Below are 23,342 nucleotides of genomic sequence, written 5' to 3'. Positions count from 1 at the left end.
TACACATGGGCTACTTAAAGTGCTTCTTTTACTTTTTCCGCTACGTCTTCTGGTACCCATTCCGTCCAAAGGTCTTCGTGTTCATTCATCCACCATTCAGCAGCTTCGTCTGCAGATGCATCGTTTTCATTCATGTAGGTCAATGCTTCCTCTGTCAAGGCACTGCTTGTTTCATAGTTACTCAAAAACTCGACCACTTCAGGTGCCTGGTCTGGAAGGTCTTTATGCACACCAACGACTACATCATTTGGCGGAAACTCGGTTCCTCTTGTTTCATTCCAGGTTTCTTCGTCATAAGCTGGCTCTTCCAGCTTTGTAAGGTCGTACATTGCCGTTACAGCTGTTGGAGACCAATAATAACCTACCCAAGGTTCACCAGATTCGTAAGCATCAGCCAGTGATGTAACGATAGCTGCATCAGAACCTGGCATGAAATTGTTCATCGTTTCATCCAATCCATATGTTTCAAACTTCTGATCGATTTGTTCGGCTACTGCCCATCCGCTCGGTGCGTTCAAAATCCGGCCTCTTCCGGGATCTTCCGGGTCTTCGAACACATCCGGGTAGTTTTTCAGATCTTCTACTGTTTTCAAGTCAGGTGCCATTGGTTCAATGCCTCTTTCCTCATCCCCTTCAATTACATAGGTAGGAACATAAAGACCTTGTTGATTGTCATCAAAGTTGGTCGATACTTTCTCTATGTCGCCAGAATCGATTGCTTCTTCGTAGACCTCTTTCACATTATCGGTCCATATTTCCATGTAAGCATTGATATCGCCTTCACGCAGACCTTGCAGTGTAGCGGCTGTAGATCCGGGTGTGACCTCCGTGTCGTAACCATAGCCGTTTTCAATGATTTTTTGCGCTACACTATTATGGAACCGAATACTATCCCAACCGGCGTCGGCAAGCACGATCGTATCAATGCTTCCTTCTCCACCAGAATTACTTTCTGAGCTATCAGAGCCACCGCAGGCAGCTAAGAACACAAGTAAACTTGCCATCAATAAAAATAATAATTTTTTCATCAACTTTACCCCTTTTTGGTTATATTTTTACTCGTTCATGCAACATCAAGGCATGTTAATTTTATGGTTCGGTTTTTTAAACAGCGCATTCCCTCCGGGCAGACAAATACTGCAGGTAAAAATAAACCCGCTAGAATGACTTAAAACAACATAAAAGCCGGCACTTCATTTGAAGCGTAATACAACATTTTTGTAATCTTCTGAAAATGTAAAATGCGGAGGATGAACATGCTTTCTTCAGGAGACAGTGAAGAATTTAAATGTGTTGAGATGGCGTCGTTAAAAACAACACAAACTTCCAAATCATAAAATTAAAATGCCGTCAATGGACAACATATTCCATTCTATCCGAACCAAATTGAAAACCCAAACCGGCTAGAAGGTACTAATTAACGAAGAGTGTCGAAGAATGTCGGTTGCGGGCAAATAAAGGGAGTTTTTAGCGTTTTTGTTAGATATGCTCGATTTTTCAGCCAATTCAGGGTAAAAAGACAAATTCATTCTTTGCTTTTTTACCCTGTTTGCCCCAGCACTAAACCTAATATTTATTCAGGTACTTTTCTTTCAAATCCAATCAGGGCAGCGAAACGGATCAAGACACGGTACAAAGCAACAAAGCCTATCAAACTTCCTGCAAGGCCCCAAGTATCTGTCAGCAGCAGCCATCCGGACAACACAGCCATGATTACCGCCGTTATATTCCCAGCTGGTCCGTTCAACGGTGTCCAGCTGTTATAAATGGTCGACGACTCCTTTTCCACTTCATCAAAACAAACGTAATGGTACGGGCGCACCCGCAGCCAATTGGAGGCTGTTACCAACTGGTCCCTTTTTTCAATTGGTTTTCCGCAATAGTGACAGATTGTCAGTTTCATGATATTCCCTCATTTTTTTACAGTTTATTATATTATAACGAAATAACCTGATGCTTGTCCTTCAAGCAGTCGATTTATTGTTATATAAATTTTGTTGCCAATCAGTTGCTTTTTACAAGAAACCGTGTTTAAATATTGTTCAGTCATCAAACTATTCACCTATCAAACCTTTTGAAAGGATGTGAAAATGTGCAGGATAAAGAGCTCAATGATTTGATTGATATGTACACTTCTGCGATGAATGAAGTAAATCGCAGGGTCAATATATTAATGAATGAGCAAGTTCATCAAGAATTGACTTCCGACCAATTCGGCACGCTTCGCTTTGTGCATAAAAACCAACCGTGCACCAGTTCGGATATTGCCGACGAATTTTCTATCGGGAAAAGTGCGGTGACCGCACAAGTCAACCGCCTGGTTGAACGCGATTTCATCCATCGTGAAAGAGACGAAAGTGACCGCAGGATTGTTTACTTAACGCTAACCGATTCTGGGGTGCGTACCATGAATCAAGGCATGGAAAAGCTGTATGAGGTCCTTGGTGAAATTCTTTCTGAATTTAAATCGGAGGAAATCGGACAATTCATCCAGACGCTGGATAAGCTAGTGCACATTCTCAGAAAAAAATAATGCGTGCACTTCAAGCAAAAATAGACTTAATAAGGGGATCGTATCATGAGAAAAATTATTCAACTCAGATGGGCAGTTTTCGTTATTTGGATTGCTGCAGCCATTTGTTTATTGGTGTTTTCTCCAAATCTGCAGGATTTAGTCCGTGACAAGGGGCAAATTGGAGTTCCAGATGGTTACTCCTCTTCGAGAGCGGGCGAACTGCTGGAACAAATGTCTGATGACCAGGACAAAGACACGGCGAGTGCTGTCCTTGTCTTCCATGAAGACGAAGGAATCAACGATAGCCAAAAACAGGAAATAGCCGATGGCATCAGCAATCTCCAGGACCGTGAATCAGAACTGGGGATTTCAGAAGTGATGTCATTTGAAGATAGCGAAGAGATTGAAGAACAAGTCATTTCGGAAGATGGAACGACCATCATGGTACCTATGAACGTATCGCTTGCCGATCGTGAAGTCCAAGATTCCCGGGATGCAATTTATCAGGCAACCTCCTCCATAGAGGTCGAACATTACCTGACTGGAGAAACATACATTTCCGATGATATTATGGTCAATTCCCAGGAAGGGCTGAAGAAAACCGAATACATCACCGTAGCGATTATCCTGATTATTCTCTTTTTAGTTTTCCGGTCGGTGGTAGCACCTTTTATCCCACTGCTAACAGTTGGAATCAGTTATTTGGCCGCTCAGGGAATTGTGTCGATTCTGGCAGATACGGTCGATTTTCCGCTCTCAAACTTTACGCAAATTTTCATGGTCGCCGTCATGTTTGGAATTGGCACAGATTACTGTATTTTACTGATCAGTCGCTTTAAAGAAGAACTGGCGCATCACGAAACCACCAAAGAAGCAGTAATGGCCACATACAAAGCGGCAGGGAAAACGATATTCTTTGCTGGTCTAGCTGTTTTGATCGGTTTCTCGACAATCGGCTTTTCAACCTTCTCACTCTATCAATCTGCAGTCGCTGTTGCGGTCGGGGTCGCAGTCGTTTTGATTGCTTTGGCCACACTTGTACCGTTCTTTCTCGTCGTTCTTGGCAGGAAGCTGTTCTGGCCGTTTGATAAAAATGTTTCCCACAAGGAGAGTAAACTTTGGGGACATGTCGGCTCATTCGCCTGGACACGGCCGCTTATTTCTTTATTGATCATTTTGGTCATCACCGTACCGAGTGTGATTGCATACAACGGACAAAAATCCTATAACTCTTTAGAGGAAATCGGCAATGACTATGGCTCTGTACAGGCTTTTAACTGGATTGCAGATTCTGTAGGACCTGGCCAGGCAATGCCTGCCACCGTAGTACTGCAAACCGATCAACAAATCGAATCACCGGAAGACTACCAGGATATCGAGCTGCTTTCCCAGAATATCGCGGCTCTGGAAGGAGTCGATTCCGTACGAAGTGCAACACGCCCTGCCGGTGCCGTGATCGAAGATTTCACGGTCGATAGCCAAACCGATCAGCTTAGTGACGGAATCGGTGAAAGCACCGACGGTATTGACGAAATTGAGTCTGGTTTCTCCGATGCGGCTGATCAGCTTCAGGCATCCCAGCCACAGTTGGAAGAGACCGAGTCCGGAGTAGAGGAGCTGATGAATGGTACACAACAAGCCAATAACGGGATTGGCGAGATGCAATCGGCATTGTCCGAAATTCAATCCGGGATTGCTTCTGGAGCTCAAGGAGCTGGAGAGATTCAAAGCAACTTGGAAACAATTCAAGCCAATCTTCAGCAGACAATTGATGGGAATCAGGAACTGCTGAATGGCTATCAAGGATTGGAACAGGGATTGAACTCCCTCATGCAAGGCTACCAAACAATGGAGCAAGTACTTGCCAGCTCCTTGCAAAGCCTGAACACTGCTGAACAAAACAATCCAGCCCTTGCCCAGGATCCGGATTTCCAAACAGCAAAAGGCCAGTTGGCTGCTGTCGTACAGGGAACCGATGACCAGCCTGGGTTATCCGGTTTAAACAACACGCTTGAAAGTCAAGTTCTAGCCGGTCTACAGGAAGCAAATCAAGGGTTTACCAGTACCATCGACGGGCAAGAGCAATTGGCTGACGGTCTTTCCCAATTGAGCAATGCTGTCGGTGAACTTCAGTCGGGGCTGAACCAGGCTTCTGACGGACAACAGCAAGTCGTCAACAATATACCGAGCCTGCAGGAAGGGTTGAGTGAAATTTACGGCGGCCAGGAAGAACTGAAGGGTGCTTTCAGCGACATGCAGGCACAGCTTTCTGAGCTGGCAGACGGACTTCATGAAGGATCGGACGGATTGGTACAAATATCCGACGGCCTGACGGAAGTACAAAGCTATTTGGACGAATTCTCAACCGCAAAACAACAACCGACGATCAACATACCGGAAGAAGCCATTGAAAACGAAGACTTTCAAGAAGGTATCGAACCATATCTGTCAACAGATAAAAAGATTACGACTTTTGAAGTGGTATTGAGCAACAATCCATACTCGACCGAGTCGGTTAACTTTATCGGAGATTTAGAGGATGCTGTGGACGAGGCGAAGGAAGGAACGATTTTTACGGATTCAAAAACATCCATTGGTGGAGTAAGCAGTACAAACCATGACTTGCAGGAAATTTCCGATCAGGACTATTCACGTACCGTCATCTTTATGCTAGCGGGAATCTTTATTATTCTGGTCATCCTGCTGCGTTCTTTGGTAATGCCGATTTACCTGATTGGTTCGCTTGTACTGACCTACTATACGTCGATGGGAATTGCCGAAATTATTTTCGTCAACATCCTCGATTATGAAGGCATTAGCTGGGCAGTTCCGTTCTTTGCTTTTGTCATTCTCATTGCATTAGGAATCGACTACAGCATCTTCCTGATGGATCGTTTTAACGAAAACAAAAGCATGACGATCAAGGATGCCCTGTTATCGGCCATGAAAAATATGGGAACAGTTATCATCTCTGCTGCGGTAATACTGGGCGGAACATTCAGCGCGATGATGCCAGCCGGTGTCTTATCCCTGCTGCAAATCGCCACGGTAGTGCTTACAGGATTGTTCCTATACGCCGTGATCATGCTGCCGCTGTTCATACCGATTTTGGTGCGGCTGTTCAAACAAGGGAACTGGTGGCCATTCCACCGCAAACAAGAAGAATAAGGAAAAAAGCTTCAGCACTTGGTCAGAGGCAGGTGCTGAAGTCGGATAATTAAAAAGCGAAAGGTGGCTTGCTTCCCAGTAACCTTCGTACAAATGAGGCTGGGGCAAAAGCATCGTTGCCAAAGAAAAAACCGAACGATGATTCGAAACGCTATGTATTCGAACTCGCTCGGTTTTTCTTTTTTTACTCTAACCTGTCGAATGAACTTGGCAAAAAATAAACCGTTCTACCCTTCTCTTATGCATGATGCAAATATTCACTTTCTGAGGAAGTTGAAGCCGTGCCCGTGGCAAGCGGAGTATCTTGCCGTAGCGATTGGGATTACACCTCAACTAACAGAATGAGAGGAAGCCCATCTAAAGAAAATCTACCTTGTTCGCCGCTTCTTCCATCCCGTAGCCAACCAAATGCTTGAAGGTGGTCTATTTATTCTCTCCTAGCCCTGCTACCATACGCTTTTATATGTAGCGGTATATGATTTCCCGACGACTTCTTTATTTTTGGCTGCCGATGCGGCCTGCTTGTTTGATTGTTGATATGACCTGCTGCTTAGCTTCACGACTTTCATAATTGCGCATATGTCGGAGAATGGTCATTTTTTCTTCCTTCAGTCGCTTCAGTTCCTTTACAAGCCGGTCACCGGTCAATTCCTCTTCCTCGACCATATGGGCATATCCTTGTTTTTGAAAGGACTTTGCGTTTAGAATTTGGTCTCCCCGGCTGGCATTCCGAGAAAGCGGTACAAGCAACATCGGTTTTCGCAAAGCCAAGAACTCAAAGATAGCATTGGACCCAGCCCTAGATAAAACAAAATCGGTTGCGGCAAACAAATCGCTCAGTTCTTCATTCACATACTCAAACTGCGAATACCCCTCTTTTTTGATGGAAGGGTCCACGTTATTTTTTCCGCAAATATGAATGATTTGATAATCTGCAAGCAACTCATCCAGACTGCCTCGGACTGATCCATTGATTTTGGCGGAGCCGCCACTCCCCCCCATAATCAACAATATAGGTTTACTGTTGTCTAAATTGGCGATAGCAAGCCCTTTTTCCCTGTTGCCCTGGAACAGCTCATCGCGTACTACCGCCCCGATCCATTCCGCTTTTGTTTCCGGAAGGTGTTGGATCGTTTCCGGAAAGGTGGTCAACACTTTCTTGGCGAAAGGAATGGCCAGCTTATTGGCAAGCCCGGGTGTATAGTCCGACTCATGGATTACTGCAGGTGTTTTTCGCAGCCAGGCAGCTGCAAGTACCGGTACGGAGACAAATCCACCTTTTGAAAAAATGACCGATGGTTTGCGTTTCCCAATAATCCGGTAAGATTGCAGCACTCCTTTCAGCACCTTGAAAGGATCTTTAAAATTTTCTTTCGAAAAATATCGACGCAGCTTGCCTGTCGATATTTCATGGTATTCCACGTTGTCCAGGCGGCTGATCAGCTCTTTTTCTATACCGTTTTTCGAACCGATATAATCTATTTTCCACCCCTCTTTTTGAAAATGGGGAATGACTGCAAGGTTCACGATGACATGGCCGGCGGAACCGCCGCCCGTAAATAATATCCGTTTGTCACTCATCTGTTAATTCCTCTCTCTTTCTGTACATATTGTTTTATCCATAAGAACCCTAAGTATAATAATCATCGGGAATGTGCTATAATCCTCTCTATCCTAATCGAAATTAATGTAAAAAGGAAGAGCAGTATGTACCGGACAAATTCACTACAACAAAAACTCAAGTTATTCTTGATTATTCTTATTCCCATTTTAATTACCCAGTTAAGCTTATATGCCATGAATTTTTTCGATACCGTCATGTCTGGAAAATTTGGCACCGCGGACTTGGCGGGTGTTGCGATTGGCTCTAACCTATGGGTTCCGATTTTTACCGGGATCAACGGAATTTTGCTTGCTTTGTCTCCAATCGTCTCCCAATTAGTCGGAGGCGGAAAAGAAAAGGAAGTCCCGGAAATAGTCCGGCAGGGCATCTATTTATCAATTAGTTTGGCTGCAGTCGTCACCATCATCGGCTTCTTTGTTGTCGATCCCATTCTTGACCGGATGGATTTAGAGGAAGAAGTCGCCCATGTCGCTAAATTTTATTTGGCAGCACTGGCAACCGGGATTATTCCCTTGTTTCTATTCAACCTGCTTCGTTGTTTCATCGATGCGCTCGGTCACACAAGAACATCAATGGTGATTATCTTAATATCGTTGCCGCTCAACATACTATTTAATTACATGTTCATTTTCGGTCGGCTGGGCATGCCTGCATTAGGCGGTATCGGTGCTGGCATCGCCTCGTCGTTGACTTACTGGATTTCCTCCGCTGTAGCGGTTTGGGTTATCTACCGATACAAACCGTTCCGCTTTTATACGGTTTTCAAAAACTGGCGCAGACCTTCCCTGCACGCCTGGTGGGAACAGCTACGCATCGGCGTTCCGATTGGTTTTGCCATCTTTTTTGAAACAAGCATCTTTGCAGCAGTGACCCTGTTAATGAGTGTTTATAGTACGGAAACGATTGCTGCTCACCAGGCAGCAATCAACTTTGCATCGTATTTATATATGATCCCGCTTAGTATTGCGATGGCCTTAACGATTGCCGTTGGGTTTGAAATAGGCGGCAGGAGGATGCATGACGCTAAAGTGTATTCGTACATCGGTCTCAGCTGCGGCATCGCAATTTCTTTTTTTGCCGGATTGATTTTATATACCCTTGATGACACCGTGGCCCGGTTGTATAACGACAACCCGGACGTCATCAGCCTGACGAAGCAGTTTATATTTTACGCGATTTTCTTTCAGTTTGCCGACGCTGTCGGAGCCCCGCTCCAAGGAGCCCTACGCGGCTATAAAGATGTCAACATCACACTGGTTATGGCATTGATATCCTACTGGCTTATTGGCCTTCCGAGTGGCTGGCTTCTGGCCAATTTCACTGATTTCGGTCCATTCGGCTACTGGATGGGCATTATCATCGGCTTAAGCGCAGGAGCCGTCACCTTATACGGCAGGCTCGTTTTTCTGCAACGCAAGCTTTCTGGTCAACTTGAGGCATAACAACAGTCTTCTCCCGTTCAATGGCTGGGACAAAAGCATCGTGACCAAAACAAACAGCAAACTGTTCTACCCTATGAAAAGTGCAATTTTCCACTCCGGCAAGATACTTCTCTTTCCGCGGGCACGGCTTCAGCTAACTTGGCAAAGAATACCGCTTTGCCAAGTGGATCTTCAGCTCGCGCTCATCCCGCTGGAGTCTGCGTACCTTACCTGCGTTGAATGGAAATACCTTCTCTTCTGGTGTAATTTCCGTGTTGCCTATTGCCGCTACTGATAGAAAGCGAATCCGCCTGGAAACCAGGAGTACTTCTTTATCCTTTCTATGCTGTTGGCGCACATTCCAATTCCGAAGAGAAGAATAAAGGAATACCCAAGCCTTTCGTCTTCTTCCCTGTTTAGATACCTATCAGCCAATAAAAGAATATGGTTTATCTTGTCTTGATCGTGTGGAAATCAGAGCCCGAAAACATAGCGAAGGCAAGATACGGAGACTCCTACGGGAACAGCACGAGCTGAAAATCCCGCAAGAAGGCGGATGGTGCTTTCGGAGGAAGTGGAAGCCGTGCCCGTGGAACGCGTAATATCTTGCCGTAGCGATTCGAAGCACGTATCAAACAACAGGATAAAAAGAAAATATACAATAAAACCGAACAAATTTGATTGACAGTTAGCATTCGTTCGGTTTTTTTCTTTAGTGGCCATGCTTTTGGCCCGGCCTCTTTTTCTCGTTTTCTTTCCCGCATAATCAACCGTTTTTTAAATTCAATACAATCAAGCGTTCATTGGTCATTTCCTCAATCGAATACTTAGGACCTTCTTTTCCTGATCCACTGTCTTTTACGCCACCATATGGCATCAGGTCCACGCGGTACTGGGAAGAGTCGTTGATCATCAGTCCGCCGACTTCTACTTTTTTGGCGGCGTAAAATGCTCTATCCAGATTTTGTGTGAAAATGCCGCCCTGCAAGCCATAAGGTGATTCATTTACTTCGTCGATACAGTCATCAAGATTACTGTAACTGATTAAACTAATTACCGGCGCAAAAATTTCTTCACACACTACCTTCATGTCTTTTTTTACATTATTGACGACGGTCGGTTGAAAAACTGGTCCGTTTCGGTCACCGCCAGTTAATAGTTCAGCTCCGTTGTCAACTGCCTCTTTCACCCACTGTTCCGCTCGTTCTGCTTCCGATTCAGCGATCATCGGACCAACGTCGGTATCCGGATCGTTAGGATCGCCGACATTCAACGATTTGACAGCATCTAGTAACTTCTCCTGGAAGGATTCTTTGATTTCTTCATGCACATACACCCGTTGGACAGATATACAAACCTGACCGGCAAAAGCGAAACCTTTCTGTGCGATGTTGTGTGCAGCCTGCTCGACATCTGCTTCCTTATCGACAATTACTGGCGAGTTATTGCCGAGTTCCAGGATGAGTTTATTCAACCCGGTTGTCTGCTTTAACTTCAAACCGACTCTGGCACTTCCGGTAAACGTGTAAAGCTGGATACGGCTATCCTCCATCATTTGCTGGCCAACGACCGAACCGGAACCGACGATGACATTGAACAGACCGCCTGGGAGCCCTGCTTGCTCAAACAACGCAGCAAGTTTTAAAGAGGTGATCGGTGTGGCGCTTGCCGGTTTTAAAACGACTGCGTTGCCTGCCGCTATTGCAGGAGCCACCTTATGCGAAACCAAATTCAATGGGAAGTTGAACGGACTGATGGCACCGACCACTCCGACTGGAACACGGATGGTGAATGCCATCCGGTTTTCCGAACCGGGTGCAGCTTCGACCGGTACTCCCTCACCGCTGATTCGTTTGGCTTCTTCCGCTGCAACTTCAAAGGTTTGCGAGCTGCGATCGATTTCTGTTCGGGCCTGCTTTAGCGGTTTTCCTGCTTCTTTGGTAATTGTTTGAGCCAATTCGTCTTTATTTTCTGCAAGTAACTCACTGACTTTTTTTAATATCTCATAGCGTTCATACGGGGATAACGAATGGTTTTGAAAGGCAGACTCTGCGCTGGAAATTGCTTGGCCGACCTGTTTTTCCCCTGCCTTGTACACGGTTGCATACGTGTTTTGCGAATACTTATCGAGTACATCCTGAGTTGCATCGGTCTCTACCCATTGGCCGTTGATATACAACTTGTATTGTTCCGACATAGACAACGTCCTTTCTTTGTCGTGATATTACTTTTCATTCCACCTACATTGTAATATAAACGTCGCCGATGATTAATTGTTCTGTTTTGGGAACTGCTTTGTCGTTTACTCTGCTTCTTATAGAGTTGATTTCATTTACTCCATCCGCTTTAACCTGGGACGCCTTATCCTACAGAAGAACTCTTCTCCCGCCACTACTGGCGATACGTGTTGTTAGAAAAATTAAAATGGCAAGCAGATGTTCAGCACAAGGTATCTCTTATACAGGATATATACGGAATTACTAATAAAGTCAAAAAGGGAATCTGTGTTCAGCCCCCGATTGATAAATTTCTGAATAAAAAAGGCTGCCGAGCAGTCCCGACAGCCTTGGTATCTTAAGGATACCTTTCCTTATTAAATTACAAGAACAATCCTGCCATTGTTGCTGAAAGAATCGAGCCCAATGTTGCCCCTAAAAGCAGTTTGAGACCAAATTTTGAAACGGCAACGGCTTTTTTCGAATCAATCGCCTGCACAGTACCTGCGATGATACCAATTGAAGAAAAGTTAGCGAAGCTGGTCAGGAATACCGTCACAATACCGACCGTTTTTTCGGAAAGTGTGTCAACTACCGGTTGTAATTCCAGCATGGCGACAAATTCATTGGTAACGATTTTTGTACCCATGATACCGCCGGCCTGAATAAGCTCTCCTGGTGCAATTCCCATCAAGAATCCAATTGGAGCTAAAATATAGCCAAGAATCTGCTGGAGGGTTACACCTGCGAAAATCGCCTGGATAATCCAGTTGACCAGTTCCAGCGAAGCAATGAAAGCAATCAGCATGGCAGCCACAATCAAAGCAATTCTCCCACCGTCAAGCGCTCCATTCCCCATTGCCTCAAAGATACTTTTTGAATCTGATACTTCCTTGATATCGACCCGGTCGTCCTGCTTGTCCACTTTCACTGGTGCAATCATGGACGCGATAATCAGGGAGCTGAACATATTCAACGGCAATGCAACCAACACGTATTGTGCGGGAAGCATTTGAATATAAGCACCGACGATTGATGCAGAAACCGATCCCATTGCGGAAGCACTGACTATATAAAGCCGATTGTCGCTAAGATGATGGAATTGCGATTTAATTGCAATCAATGCCTCCGACTGACCGAAAAAGATACTATTAACCGCGTTGAACGATTCCACCTTGGGCAGTCCGGTAATATACGATAAAAACCCGCCGAAATACTTGATGATGGTCGGCAAAATCTTCAGATGGGTGAGTACCGCCAAAATAGTGGAGAAAAAGACGATCAGCAACAGCACATTGAAGAAGAACACGCTGCCTCCGTCTTCAATCATTAAACCGCCTACGACGAAGTTGATTCCTTCCATTCCGAAATCAATCAGCTTATTGAAACCATCGGAAATACCTGTGATCACCCACTCACCAATTTTGGTTTTAAACATAAACCAAGTGGTAATCAACTGTGCGATCAGCATGATTGCTATCCCTTTATAATTTATGTTGCTGCGGTCATTGGACAATAAAAATGAAATCCCGAGGATGATAACAATTGCCAGCAAACCAAGAAGAATATCCACGGCATGAGCCTCCCTTAAAGTCTTTAGCGGAACATTTGCCATCCCTTACCGGGCAGCTACTGATCCACTTATCATGATAGACATGAAAACCACTGGGTGCCTGGAAAATCGGTGATATTTGACTCCCTTCCAGTAATAGAAAGGAGGGTTTCTGCCCAAAAACAAACCACGTTTTTCCAGTTATGCACCTAAAATGAAAATGCTTTCAGTCCTTGTTTTCCAATTATGGATTTTAACAGCTTGTCAGACGTCATGCAAGTGAAATTTCGACATTTTTCTCTAGTCGCCGATATTTAGTTTTATTACTTCCCCAAAAAACCCTTCAATAACCAGACAAAACCCTTTAACCTGTTACAACGTTGGGGGTCAGTCCCTCCCCTCGCAAAACGAGGGGAGGGACTGACCCCCAAAACAAAAATTTCTTTTCAGGAATGAAAGGAATGTGCTACCTGTACCAGATCTTGCTTGGACACACCGGTTTTTTGTTCTTGGCTGACTCCTAATGTATTTTCCCGATAAGACATTTTGTAAGTGATGCCATCCCGCTTCCAGCTGAGTATTTTTGCAAACGAATTATCGACATATTTGCCCTCCAGCTGGTCGTCGATTGTGACTGTTTCTGCTTCGACAAGCCCTGTATCGATGTCCCCCTTCATAAATTGGATGGACAGCAGGTCATTTTCCTGTGTATAGAAACTGATATCCAGTGCCTCGTTCTCATTGTCTTTCAGATAATAACGGTCTGACACCAGGAAAGCGACTTCCATCGGCACGTATTCCGGTAAATCCGGGGAAAACGAAAGCTCAGCCGCTGCACTTTCTGCCTTTTCTTTTTGGTAATCATAAAACCCTTCTGGAATGGAGGATGACTGCTGACATGCTGCCAGAAATAGCAGGAAAGACATAAGTAGAAATATTCGTGGTAGAAAAAAATGCAATGACGACAACAGAATGATCCTCCTTTTTTCCACCATTTTACCATTTATTCCATACCAGCTAAATGGTTTTAGCGAAATATCCCGATTTTTAGAATAACCTGCTATTTTCAGCTTTTCATTGAACAGCAAAAACGGAAGATACCAGTCCAGGCACTTTCCGTTGTGATTCACTATTTAAGCGGCAGCCACTTCAACATTTTTATTTGGTCATCTCAGTACTGCCAATTGTGGTCACCAAGTCCAAAATGCTCGTCCATAAAAAAACTTGTCCGCCTTTCCCCCGGAATGTTTGGTTCTGGACCGTTAGTCTTAAAAATTCAGCTTACAAAAAAACTAGTAATTACACTGTTGCCATTATGTTAGTAGGATTGCTGCTCTGTTTACTAAATCAACGGTTATTACCCACAATTTTCAAGAAAAACAAGAGACCGAATCATATACGATTCGGCCCTGCTAATCAGGATGCTATTTCGTGTTTTCTCCATAGAAACGGAACTGCTTAAGGTATTCTTTTTGAGCCTTCTAAGAAAGAACTTCTTCTTGCTGGTTGTTAAAAAAACGTTTCATCGCATAAAATACGTCTGCCTTTTTTCGGAGAATATAATAGCGAAATTTCGGTGATTCTATTTTATTGTAGACTTGCATTAAAGTAGAATGGCGGTTGTACTGATTGACTTCCCCATAACCGAACATGCTTGATTTTTCAATTAATTCCTCGACAAGCGACACACATCTCCGATTATCCGATGTTAAATTATCACCGTCTGAGAAATGGAAAGGATAAATGTTATACTGTTCCGGTGGATATTTGGAATCGATGACTTCCAATGCCTTTCGATAGGCGGAAGAGCAAATGGTCCCTCCGCTTTCCCCTTTAGTGAAAAACGACTCCTCATCCACTACCTTTGCTTCGGTGTGATGGGCGATAAATTCGATGTCTACCGTTTCATACTTGGAACGCAGAAATTTGGCCATCCAGAAAAAGAAGCTTCTGGCCACGTATTTTTCAAATAATCCCATCGATCCACTCGTGTCCATCATCGCCAACACAACCGCCTTCGATTCCGGCTTCTCGATATCGTCCCACGTTTTATAACGGAGGTCCTCCGGATATATCGGATTGAATCCTGATTTGCCGGCCATTGCATTGCGTTTGTAAGCTTCCAGCATCGACCGCTTTTTGTCGATATTGCCGGTCAGCCCCTTTTTCCGGATATCCCGGAATTCAAAATGAGAGGTAACGATATTGTCTTTTTCCTTTTCTTGCAGGTTGGGCAGCTCCAATTGATGAAAAAAAGCTTCTTCCAATTCCTCAAAAGAAACCTCTGCTTCATAATAGTCATGCCCTGCCTGGTCACCGGCACCCGAGTCGTTTCCGGCGGCTTTCTGTGGTCTGCCGTCGCTTGCCACGACATCCCCCACGTTGCTGTCGCCGTCACCCTGCCCTGCATGTTTGTTTTTATCCTGGCTGTAACGGATTTTATATTCATCGAGGGAACGAATCGGAATCCGTACCATATCCTTCCCCCGGGACATAATGATGTTCTCTTCCGTTATTAAATCGGGCAGCTTTTTACGTAATACATCCTGGACTTTGTCTTGGTGGCGCTTCTGGTCATCGAACCCTTTTCTATGGAGGGACCAATCTTCTTCTGAAATCACAAAACTTTTCGAATCAGCCATCTATTACCCTCCTTTGTTTGATTATTTCTATAGTATGCAAGACAGGTTTATTTGATTAAAGATTTTGATAATTGGACGGTCTCTTTAGTTGGTAATTCCGTGTGATTGAATTTCAAAAGTGATGGTAGGATTGATTTCGATGTCGGCATAAGCCTTATTCCAATCAAGCTTTTCCAGGTCTTTGGGTGATACGCTTGCAGTCTTCGTCCAATACCGAGCGCCTCGGAATTCACTTCCTGTAATTGCTTTTGCTTCCTTTGTAAGATCTTTTTCTTCCAAAATCCGCAGCTTTATATCATCGGAGTGATGAAAAGCATCCACAAAATAGGCGATATTATCCTGTAAAGAAGTCATGTTCGTCACAGCCTCGTGTTTCCGCTTTTGTTCCTTCAGCTTTTTCTTCAAAGACCTAAAAGGTTTCATAACCAGCTGCCCTCACCTCTCAGAAAATATACAGATAGTATGAGACATACCGAATTTTACTCTAAAACGGAGTGGCAGGGACAGGCCCCCACCCAAGTAACACTGCGTCGCGCTAACACTGCAGTTTGTTGGGGGACTGTCCCCACGGTTTGCTGTCCCCATGGTTAGGAATGCAAGCGGCTTCCAGCTGGAACGGCTATGGATTTCTTGATAATGGCGACACGAGTGAATGCTATTCCGAATAGGATGAATAAGATATACAATACAGCCATGCTCATTCCGCCGATTGCTTCTCCGACGATAATGCCCAGTGCACCGAACATTTTTCCGACTTGGAAGACAAACCCGTTAAATGCCATATAAGCTCCGCGTTTGCTGTCATCAACAATATCAGCGAGCATAGACTGCCTGGTCGGCACGTACAGCAATTCACCGATGGAAAGCACCACAACAGCCAGGAATAAACCTGGAATATGGTTGGAAAATGCCATGAACGCATAGCCACTTCCGAACAGGATAAAACCAGCATACATAATCGGCTGTTCCGGTTTATTCTTAATCCAGTTGGAAATCACCGCCGTAAACAGGACAATCATAACCGTATTGACCACCGTCAGCAGGCTAAGCAATCTAACACCGTCGACCAACACGTCGTGTCCTTCAATCCAGGTAAATGCCCTAGGAACAATATCCTGTTCCAGCCGGACGGCGATAAAGTTGTTGCGCTGGAATTCCAACGACAAAATTGCAATCCCGCCAAGCGTGAACAATACGAATGGTAAATCTTTTATGACGGTCTGATAGCTCCGCAGCAACGGAAGCAGTCCGTAATGTTTTGGAGCCGCTGACTTTTCCGTTTGCAACGTCTCCTTGATTAAGACACTGGTCATCCATAGCGTGATGACGCTCATCCCCACCAGTCCAATCAACAATTCGAAGAAATGCGTTTTAAACAACCATCCGCCTATCATCAGCCCGAGCATCAACGAAAGGTTGACAGCCCAGTAGTTGATCGAATACATGAATGCCCTCGTTTCTTTTGTGCTGACATCAATCAGCATTGCTTCGGCAGCCGGGTTGATAAATCCGGTTGCAACACTGATGACAAGCATCATGGCAAAGGTCGCAATCGCTGATGTTCCCCAAGGAGCGTTGACCAGTAACATCCCGATAAAAGCAAACAGTTTCATTGTCTCTCCCATAACCATCAACCGTTTTCTGCCGAGCCTATCCGCAAGAAAACCTCCATACAAACCAGCCATAAACTGAACGACCACATTGATCAACAATAACATTCCAGCAGCAGCCGCATTGATTTTATCGGTGAAGTAAATCGCCATAAACGGAAAAATCATCGAACCGATGATCCGGCTAAGAAAAAAAGTATAAATACGAACGCGAATATTTGGGTGCAGTGACTTGAACATGCGGTACCCCTCCTTCTGCTTTCTATTTTGCCTTTTCTTAAAAGGGGTAAAAAGGGTATAATCAATCTATTAATGTCCCCTTTTCTGGAGGTGTAGCTTATCAAGGATTTATCGTATTATACATTGCGGGCCCATTTATATAGCAAAGAACAAAATAAACAGGTTACTTTTAAATTTGAGGAACTGGAAACGCTTTGGTTTTGCACGAGAAAAAATGTCAAACGAAAGCTGAAGAAATTCGAGGAAGAAGACAAATTAACCTATACGCCCGGAATCGGCAGAGGAAATCCATCCCGTTTAACCTTCCGTCAATCGTTTCAAAAAGAGGTCGAACAGTTTGTTCAAGAATCCATGCAGCAAGATAAACTGGATGATCTTATCCACTTGTTGCAGCTCCCTATACCCAAAGTATGGGTTGCAACTATCTCGCCGCAGCTGCAAAAAATGTTCGGTATGCAGGAGTTGAAGCAGGAGAAGGACGTTCTGCGCACGATTATCTCTCGGGATTTAAGTACGCTTGATCCGGTTTACAGTTCGATAACCGTTGAAAATCACATGATCCAGCAACTCGGTGATACGCTCGTCACGTATAGTGGAAAAAGAGATGAAATCCGCCCCCGTCTCGCCCATCATTGGCAGGTAGATGAAAACAATACCACTTGGACTTTTTACTTGCGAAAAGGAGTACGTTTCCATCATCAAGGCGTTTTCACAAGCGGCGATGTCAAGCATACATTGGAACGGTTTAAACCCGGCACACCGTTTTACTGGCTTGTAAGCGATATCTCGGAAATCAACTGTCCAAACAGATATCAAATCACCATTAAGTTAAACAGATCTAATCCCTTTTTTCTTCGCTATTTGAGCAGTATCAATCTATCCATCCTGCCCAAGGATGTACCTTTTGACGAACACCAATGGATTGGCACGGGGCCGTTTCGCCTGAAGGAACGCAACAAAAAGCGGATTGTTTTGGAAGCCTTTGACCAATACTTTCTCGAGCGTCCTTTTTTAGACCGGATTGAATTTTGGAAGATATCGATGGATACGGTGAAAACCGTCACCTATAACATAAGTGTTGACGAAGCATTCGAGGAGGGCATTCAGAAAAAAGAAGTGGAAACCGGCTTTCGCTTTCTCGCTTTCAATTTCACCAAACAAACTGCAGTACAAAACCCGCATTTCCGGACAGCGTTGTTTCACTTGCTTGACCCGTATAAAATGCACCACGCTTTGGGGCTGGAAATACCTGTGGAAGCCACCAGCTTTTTTCCGTGGAAATCAGGACAACGCAGCAGAGACATAGAACAGGTGCCAGGATTACTGCAGTTATCCGGTTATCAAGGGGAACCATTGCAGCTGTATTGCCTCGATTTTCCGAAAGCAAAAGAAGAAGCCGCATGGTTTCAGCGACAAGCTTCCCAATACGGCATTAGGCTAGAGTTGAACAGCTTTAGTTTGGAAGACTTTTACTCATTTACTTTCGACGACACGGCAGATATGGTTTTCATGGGGGAAGTTTCGACATCAGACTATCACTTATCCTTTTTAGGCGCCTTTTACAATGAAGTCCTGTTATTCAGACGTTTTATGGCACCAGACCAGCTCGAAAAAATCGACAACTGGCTGGAAGCATTCAAACAGTCCACAACCAATCAGGAAAGGGAAAAAATCATTGATGTGATGGAAGATTACTTGAAGGACAACCATCTGATCCTTTTTCAACATCATCCTATTAAAAACAGAATCTTCCACCCGATGATCCAGGATATCCGCTTTAAATCATTTGGCCAGGTAGATTTCCGAAAGTTGTGGGTGAAATAACAGACGACTGAGGGAGTCTGATCAAATTTATAGCTTGGCAGTCTTCCTCATTCGCTGAACGTTTCCGCACCTCCTTTCGTCCTTCATTCACTAGACGAAGGTCTTTTTTCTTCGTTTCCACGCCTGATTTTAGCAAGATGACTTCTAATTCGAGTTCTAAAGCGTTCCTCAAGATAACTAAAGTGAAAAGTTTTAATCCCTATGCTTATCCTCGTTGCAAAATTCGCTGTTGCGGTAAGGTAAATACTCCGTCTGAATGAATAGAAAAAACGCTCAGAAGTTTTTCACTTCTGAGCGTTTTTGTGCAACCGAACCCTTTAGTACCAAGATCCGCGGCTACTCTTATCCTTCCAACAATAAATCGTATGGATCTTCAAGCATTTGTTTTATCCGTACCAGGAATTGCACGGCATCTTTTCCATCTACGATTCTATGATCATAAGACATGGCCACGTACATCATCGGACGTACTTCGATGGAATCATCCGGCATGACGATCGGCCGTTTCTGGATGGAATGCATTCCGAGAATACCAACCTGTGGCGCATTTAGTATTGGCGTCGATAACAGCGATCCGAAAATACCGCCGTTTGTAATCGTGAACGATCCGCCTTGTAAATCAGCCATTTGCAACTGTTTATCCCGTGCTTTCTTGCCAAGATGTGCGATTTCCCGTTCCACACCAGCAAAATCGAGACGGTCGGCGTCACGGACAACCGGAACAACGAGTCCGTCATCGGTCGATACGGCTATACCAATATCATAGAATTTTTTCAGGACAAGTTCGTTGCCTTGGATTTCTGCATTGATCAGCGGGAATTCCTTCAAAGCACCGACGACAGCTTTCGTAAAGAACGACATAAACCCAAGCTTGACATCGTGTTTTTCCAAGAATTTATCCTTCCGCTCGCTGCGCAGTTTCATGATTGCGGTCATATCCACTTCGTTAAACGTTGTCAGCATGGCAGCGTTATGCTGCGCTTCCACCAAGCGGTTCGCGATCGTCTGACGACGGCGGCTCATTTTCACCCGCTCTACCGGTTTGTCGAATTCCGTTTTCTCGGAAGATTTCGCCGCCTGCTGCTTGTCTTGTTTTGGCGCTTCCGCTTGCTTTTGACCGCCTTTTGCTGCCTGGTCTACATCTTCCGGACGAATCCGGCCCAGCGGATCCCGCGGGTAAACATCGCTGAGATCAATGCCTAGTTCACGGGCACGCTTCCGGGCAGCAGGCGAAGCAACCGTGTCTTTGCTGCTAGAAGAAGTCTGTTCTTCCTTTTGACTAGAAGCAGCTGGCTTTTCTTCCGGAGCTGATTCCTGTTTGCTTTCCTCTGCAGGAGCTTCCTCTTTTGCAGATTCATCCTGGCTGTTATCTTCGGCACCGCCGGCTTCCCCATTTTCGTCCACTTTGGCGATGACGTCGCCGACTTCAACATCGTCGCCCTCTTCTTTTGTAAGCTCAACAATGACACCTGCATAGTCTGCGTTTACTTCGACGTTGACTTTGTCGGTTTCCAATTCCAATACCGGGTCGCCCTTTTCTACTTTATCCCCTTGCTTTACGAGCCATTCGGCGATAGTACCTTCTGTAATCGATTCTGCTAATTCCGGGACTTTAATTTCCTTCACTGGAATCTCCTCCTTTAGACAGCTTTAAGGCTTCCTGTACGATTCGTTTTTGTTCTGTTTTGTGTATGTTTGGCTCTCCAACCGCTGGTGATGACCGATCAGGACGACCGACATAACGCAACTGTTGATGTTCATCCAGAAGATTGTATAAAAGTTCTTTGACAAAGTTCCAGCTGCCCATATTTCTAGGCTCTTCCTGAACCCAGATTACTTCTTCGACATTTGGACAATCCTTCAGAACCTTTTCCAATTCTTTTGCCGGGAATGGATAAATTTGCTCCAACCGGATCACATGCGTATCCTTCACTTTCTCTTCATTCTGGCTCATCGTTTCAGCGATATCCACCATCACTTTGCCACTGCCGATGACCAGTCTTTTCGCTTTTTTCGTCGTCTTCGGAAGACCTGGCTGTGTAATTATTTTCTCGAAATTCCGCTCGCTGAACTCTTCTGCCGTAGAAGCCACACGCTGATTCCGCAACAAACTCTTCGGCGTCATCACCACAAGCGGACGAGCCGCATCTTTTCCTCTCAATGCTGCCTGGCGGCGTAACAAATGGAAGTACTGTGCACTGGTTGTCACGTTGGCGACAATCCAGTTGTTTTCAGCAGCTAGCTGTAAGAAACGTTCAAGTCTGGCACTGGAATGCTCCGGCCCCTGACCTTCGTAGCCATGCGGGAGCAATAGTACCATGTTTGATTTCTCTCCCCACTTGGCTCGGCCTGCTGCAATAAATTGGTCAAAAATCACTTGGCCTGCATTGGCGAAATCACCGAATTGTGCTTCCCAAAGCACCAGGGTATTCGGCGACTGAACGCTGTATCCATACTCAAAACCTAGCACTCCCGCTTCGGACAACGGACTGTTGTGGATGGCAAATGAAGCTTTCGCCTGATCCAATCCATGCATTGGACAGTAGGTATCCCCCGTTTCCACATCATGAAGCACCAAATGGCGATGGGCGAAGGTTCCTCTTTCGGAATCCTGGCCGGTCAAGCGTATGGAGACGCCATCTTGCAAAATAGAAGCATAAGCAAGCGTTTCGGCCGTTGCCCAATCCGCCTTGTTTCCTTCCTCCAAAGCTTCCCCACGTTTTTTAAGGATTTTTTCCAGTTTCTTAAACCCTTGGAAACCTTCCGGACGTTTGAGGAGACCTTCATTCAACTGCTTGAGCTGCTCAAGTGGGACAGCCGTTCTGATGTCGTCGAGGCCGTTGGACAACGCCTCTGGAGCCGGCTTCGGTTCTGGTTCGTCCGTTTTGTTTTCCATCATATTATCGAAAATACCCTTAAGCTCCTGCTCCCGTTCTTTTTTAAACTTCTCATAATCGCTATCGCCGATAACCCCTTCTTCTTGAAGGCGTTTCGCGTAAACGACAGCAACCGAGTCATGTTTATCGATTTCTTTGTATAATTGCGGCTGTGTAGCTCGCGGTTCGTCCATTTCATTATGACCGTAACGACGATAGCCGACTAAATCGATCAGAAAATCTTTATGGAAAGTCTGCCGATATTCATATGCCAGCGCCATAGCGGACACACACGCCTCCGGATCATCCGCATTGACATGGACGATCGGAATTTCAAATCCTTTCGCCAAGTCACTCGCGTATCTGGTTGACCTGCCTTGATCCTGACCGGTAGTGAAACCGACCAGGTTATTAGCGATCAAATGCAGGGTGCCGCCTGTCCGGTAACCAGGCAAATCGCTCATATTCAAGGTTTCAGCTACGACGCCTTCACCGATGAAAGCAGCATCTCCGTGAATCAAAATGCTGAAAGCCCGGTCCTGACTTTGAACAGGCGCGCCTGCTTGGTCAATATCTTCCTGAGCGGCTCGTGTAAAGCCTTCCACAACCGGATTCACAAATTCGAGATGTGAAGGGTTGTGGGCCAAGGTAATTTTAGTCGGTGAAACCTTGTCTTCTCCCAAGCTTTTCACTGCCCCAAAATGATACTTCACATCTCCTGTCCAGCCATAATTGATTCCTTTGGAACCGGCTGACGGCATCAATTCTTTATCTGATGAATAATGAAATTCAGAAAATATTTTGTCATATGGCTTGCCAAGCACGTGGGTCAACACGCTTAAACGGCCCCTGTGAGCCATCCCCATCAATATTTCCTCGGTCTCATCCGTGAAGGAGTTATTGACCGCTTTATCCAGCATCGGCACCATCATTTCCAAGCCTTCGATGGAAAATCGTTTTTGCCCGACAAAGGTCTTGGCAAGAAAACTTTCAAATCCTTCTACATCTGTCAGCCGCTTCAACAGCTGCCTTTTTTCTTCTTGACTCAATGACAACGCAAAGGCGCCGGTATCGATTTTATCTTGGAGCCATTTCCGCTCGTCATCATTATTCACATGATCATATTCAAAAGAAGTAGTACCCGCATAATTCTTTTTCAACAAGTTGACTACTTCAAGTGCATTGGTCACATTACCTGGAGCTTCTTCCCAAATCCAACTCGCAGGAATCGCTTCCAAATCTTCGTTCGTCAGGTTATAATAAGCCGGATTGACCAACTCCGAGTTGCGATCCTTCTCTTTTCCGACAGGATATATGTCCGCTTCTAGATGTCCATAACGGCGAATAGCCTCCACAAGTTTCATTGTCGAGGTTAGTTTCTTAATATCACTGGCTGAAGTTGTCGCTGAATCGGTTTGCTGCAATCCCCCTGTTTGTGTCAACCATTCAGGTGCCCCGTGCTGATCGAACATTTCTTTCAGAGATGTATCGATTGTCGAGGGGTCTTGTTTGTACAATTCGTACTGTTCTTCAATGTACCCCATGTTTGGACCATGAAAATTTTCCCAGAATCTTCCACTAGATTCTTGCTGTGTCACGACTTATACCCCCATTAGAAGTTCACTTTCTCCATCAATTAGACGTCACTGAACAT

15 protein-coding genes are annotated in these 23,342 nt (G+C 45.0%); 4 read left to right on the top strand and 11 right to left on the bottom strand.

The genetic code is table 11. From position 1 onward, the window contains the following. Positions 1-14: 14 nt before the first annotated feature. Entirely contained in the window at positions 15-1,028 is a 1,014-nt protein-coding gene (locus tag ERJ70_RS03975) for an ABC transporter substrate-binding protein (RefSeq protein WP_209367322.1), read from the bottom strand. A gap of 545 nt (positions 1,029-1,573) precedes the next feature. After that, positions 1,574-1,903 carry a hypothetical protein gene (locus tag ERJ70_RS03970; protein WP_209367321.1) on the bottom strand — a complete coding sequence of 110 codons (330 nt, stop codon included), beginning with the start codon at positions 1,901-1,903 and terminating at the stop codon, positions 1,574-1,576. Positions 1,904-2,092: 189 nt separating this feature from the next. Here ERJ70_RS03970 and ERJ70_RS03965 point away from each other — a divergent pair, with 189 nt between their 5' ends. Next, positions 2,093-2,533, top strand: a complete 441-nt coding sequence (locus tag ERJ70_RS03965; RefSeq protein ID WP_209367320.1) for a MarR family winged helix-turn-helix transcriptional regulator — start codon at positions 2,093-2,095, stop codon at positions 2,531-2,533. 45 nt (positions 2,534-2,578) lie between these two features. Then, positions 2,579-5,683, top strand: a complete 3,105-nt coding sequence (locus ERJ70_RS03960; RefSeq protein WP_209367319.1) for an MMPL family transporter — start codon at positions 2,579-2,581, stop codon at positions 5,681-5,683. Positions 5,684-6,178: 495 nt separating this feature from the next. On the opposite strand, the gene murG is transcribed toward ERJ70_RS03960, so the two are convergent. Next, on the bottom strand, positions 6,179-7,264 hold the full coding sequence (gene murG, locus ERJ70_RS03955; protein ID WP_209367318.1) for an undecaprenyldiphospho-muramoylpentapeptide beta-N-acetylglucosaminyltransferase: 1,086 nt from the start codon (positions 7,262-7,264) through the stop codon (positions 6,179-6,181). Between the two features lie 102 nt (positions 7,265-7,366). On the opposite strand from murG, the gene ERJ70_RS03950 reads away from it, so the two are divergent. Then, positions 7,367-8,749: an MATE family efflux transporter gene (locus tag ERJ70_RS03950; RefSeq protein ID WP_256439090.1), complete on the top strand. Its 1,383-nt coding sequence runs from the start codon at positions 7,367-7,369 to the stop codon at positions 8,747-8,749. 745 nt (positions 8,750-9,494) lie between these two features. On the opposite strand, the gene ERJ70_RS03945 is transcribed toward ERJ70_RS03950, so the two are convergent. From ERJ70_RS03945 to ERJ70_RS03920, 6 genes are all read right to left on the bottom strand, one after another. Continuing rightward, positions 9,495-10,925 carry an aldehyde dehydrogenase family protein gene (locus ERJ70_RS03945; protein ID WP_209367316.1) on the bottom strand — a complete coding sequence of 477 codons (1,431 nt, stop codon included), beginning with the start codon at positions 10,923-10,925 and terminating at the stop codon, positions 9,495-9,497. 401 nt (positions 10,926-11,326) lie between these two features. Beyond that, positions 11,327-12,517 carry a NupC/NupG family nucleoside CNT transporter gene (locus ERJ70_RS03940; RefSeq protein WP_209367315.1) on the bottom strand — a complete coding sequence of 397 codons (1,191 nt, stop codon included), beginning with the start codon at positions 12,515-12,517 and terminating at the stop codon, positions 11,327-11,329. 425 nt (positions 12,518-12,942) lie between these two features. Then, positions 12,943-13,464: a hypothetical protein gene (locus tag ERJ70_RS03935; protein ID WP_209367313.1), complete on the bottom strand. Its 522-nt coding sequence runs from the start codon at positions 13,462-13,464 to the stop codon at positions 12,943-12,945. 513 nt (positions 13,465-13,977) lie between these two features. Beyond that, positions 13,978-15,138, bottom strand: a complete 1,161-nt coding sequence (gene yhbH / locus ERJ70_RS03930) for a sporulation protein YhbH (RefSeq protein ID WP_209367311.1) — start codon at positions 15,136-15,138, stop codon at positions 13,978-13,980. A gap of 84 nt (positions 15,139-15,222) precedes the next feature. Beyond that, a complete protein-coding gene (locus ERJ70_RS03925) occupies positions 15,223-15,561 on the bottom strand; it encodes a hypothetical protein (protein ID WP_209367309.1) in 339 nt (112 codons plus the stop codon). Between the two features lie 164 nt (positions 15,562-15,725). Continuing rightward, a complete protein-coding gene (locus ERJ70_RS03920; protein WP_209367307.1) occupies positions 15,726-16,988 on the bottom strand; it encodes an MDR family MFS transporter in 1,263 nt (420 codons plus the stop codon). 123 nt (positions 16,989-17,111) lie between these two features. Between ERJ70_RS03920 and ERJ70_RS03915 the strand changes: the two genes are divergently transcribed. Continuing rightward, the gene (locus ERJ70_RS03915) at positions 17,112-18,812 is read left to right on the top strand and encodes an SgrR family transcriptional regulator (protein WP_209367305.1); all 1,701 of its coding nucleotides are present in this window, start codon (positions 17,112-17,114) and stop codon (positions 18,810-18,812) included. A gap of 342 nt (positions 18,813-19,154) precedes the next feature. Here the strand turns inward: ERJ70_RS03915 and odhB are convergent, their stop codons facing one another. Both odhB and ERJ70_RS03905 read right to left on the bottom strand, forming a co-directional pair. Continuing rightward, positions 19,155-20,438 carry a 2-oxoglutarate dehydrogenase complex dihydrolipoyllysine-residue succinyltransferase gene (odhB, locus tag ERJ70_RS03910; RefSeq protein WP_209367303.1) on the bottom strand — a complete coding sequence of 428 codons (1,284 nt, stop codon included), beginning with the start codon at positions 20,436-20,438 and terminating at the stop codon, positions 19,155-19,157. Continuing rightward, positions 20,425-23,286 carry a 2-oxoglutarate dehydrogenase E1 component gene (locus tag ERJ70_RS03905; protein WP_209367301.1) on the bottom strand — a complete coding sequence of 954 codons (2,862 nt, stop codon included), beginning with the start codon at positions 23,284-23,286 and terminating at the stop codon, positions 20,425-20,427. The genes odhB and ERJ70_RS03905 overlap by 14 nt, the downstream gene beginning before the upstream one ends. Positions 23,287-23,342 lie beyond the last annotated feature (56 nt).

The sequence above is a fragment of the Sediminibacillus dalangtanensis genome, assembly GCF_017792025.1.
Classification (GTDB): domain Bacteria; phylum Bacillota; class Bacilli; order Bacillales; family Amphibacillaceae; genus Sediminibacillus; species Sediminibacillus dalangtanensis.
This window is presented reverse-complemented; position numbering and strand designations above follow the sequence as displayed.

Bases quoted from the DNA above. Each gene is read 5' to 3' on its own strand.
- ERJ70_RS03945 (WP_209367316.1), bottom strand. From the start codon at position 10,925: ATGTCGGAACAATACAAGTTGTATATCAACGGCCAATGGGTAGAGACC.
- ERJ70_RS03960 (WP_209367319.1), top strand. From the start codon at position 2,579: ATGAGAAAAATTATTCAACTCAGATGGGCAGTTTTCGTTATTTGGATT.
- ERJ70_RS03925 (WP_209367309.1), bottom strand. From the start codon at position 15,561: ATGAAACCTTTTAGGTCTTTGAAGAAAAAGCTGAAGGAACAAAAGCGG.
- ERJ70_RS03920 (WP_209367307.1), bottom strand. From the start codon at position 16,988: ATGTTCAAGTCACTGCACCCAAATATTCGCGTTCGTATTTATACTTTT.
- ERJ70_RS03975 (WP_209367322.1), bottom strand. From the start codon at position 1,028: ATGAAAAAATTATTATTTTTATTGATGGCAAGTTTACTTGTGTTCTTA.
- yhbH (WP_209367311.1), bottom strand. From the start codon at position 15,138: ATGGCTGATTCGAAAAGTTTTGTGATTTCAGAAGAAGATTGGTCCCTC.
- murG (WP_209367318.1), bottom strand. From the start codon at position 7,264: ATGAGTGACAAACGGATATTATTTACGGGCGGCGGTTCCGCCGGCCAT.
- ERJ70_RS03970 (WP_209367321.1), bottom strand. From the start codon at position 1,903: ATGAAACTGACAATCTGTCACTATTGCGGAAAACCAATTGAAAAAAGG.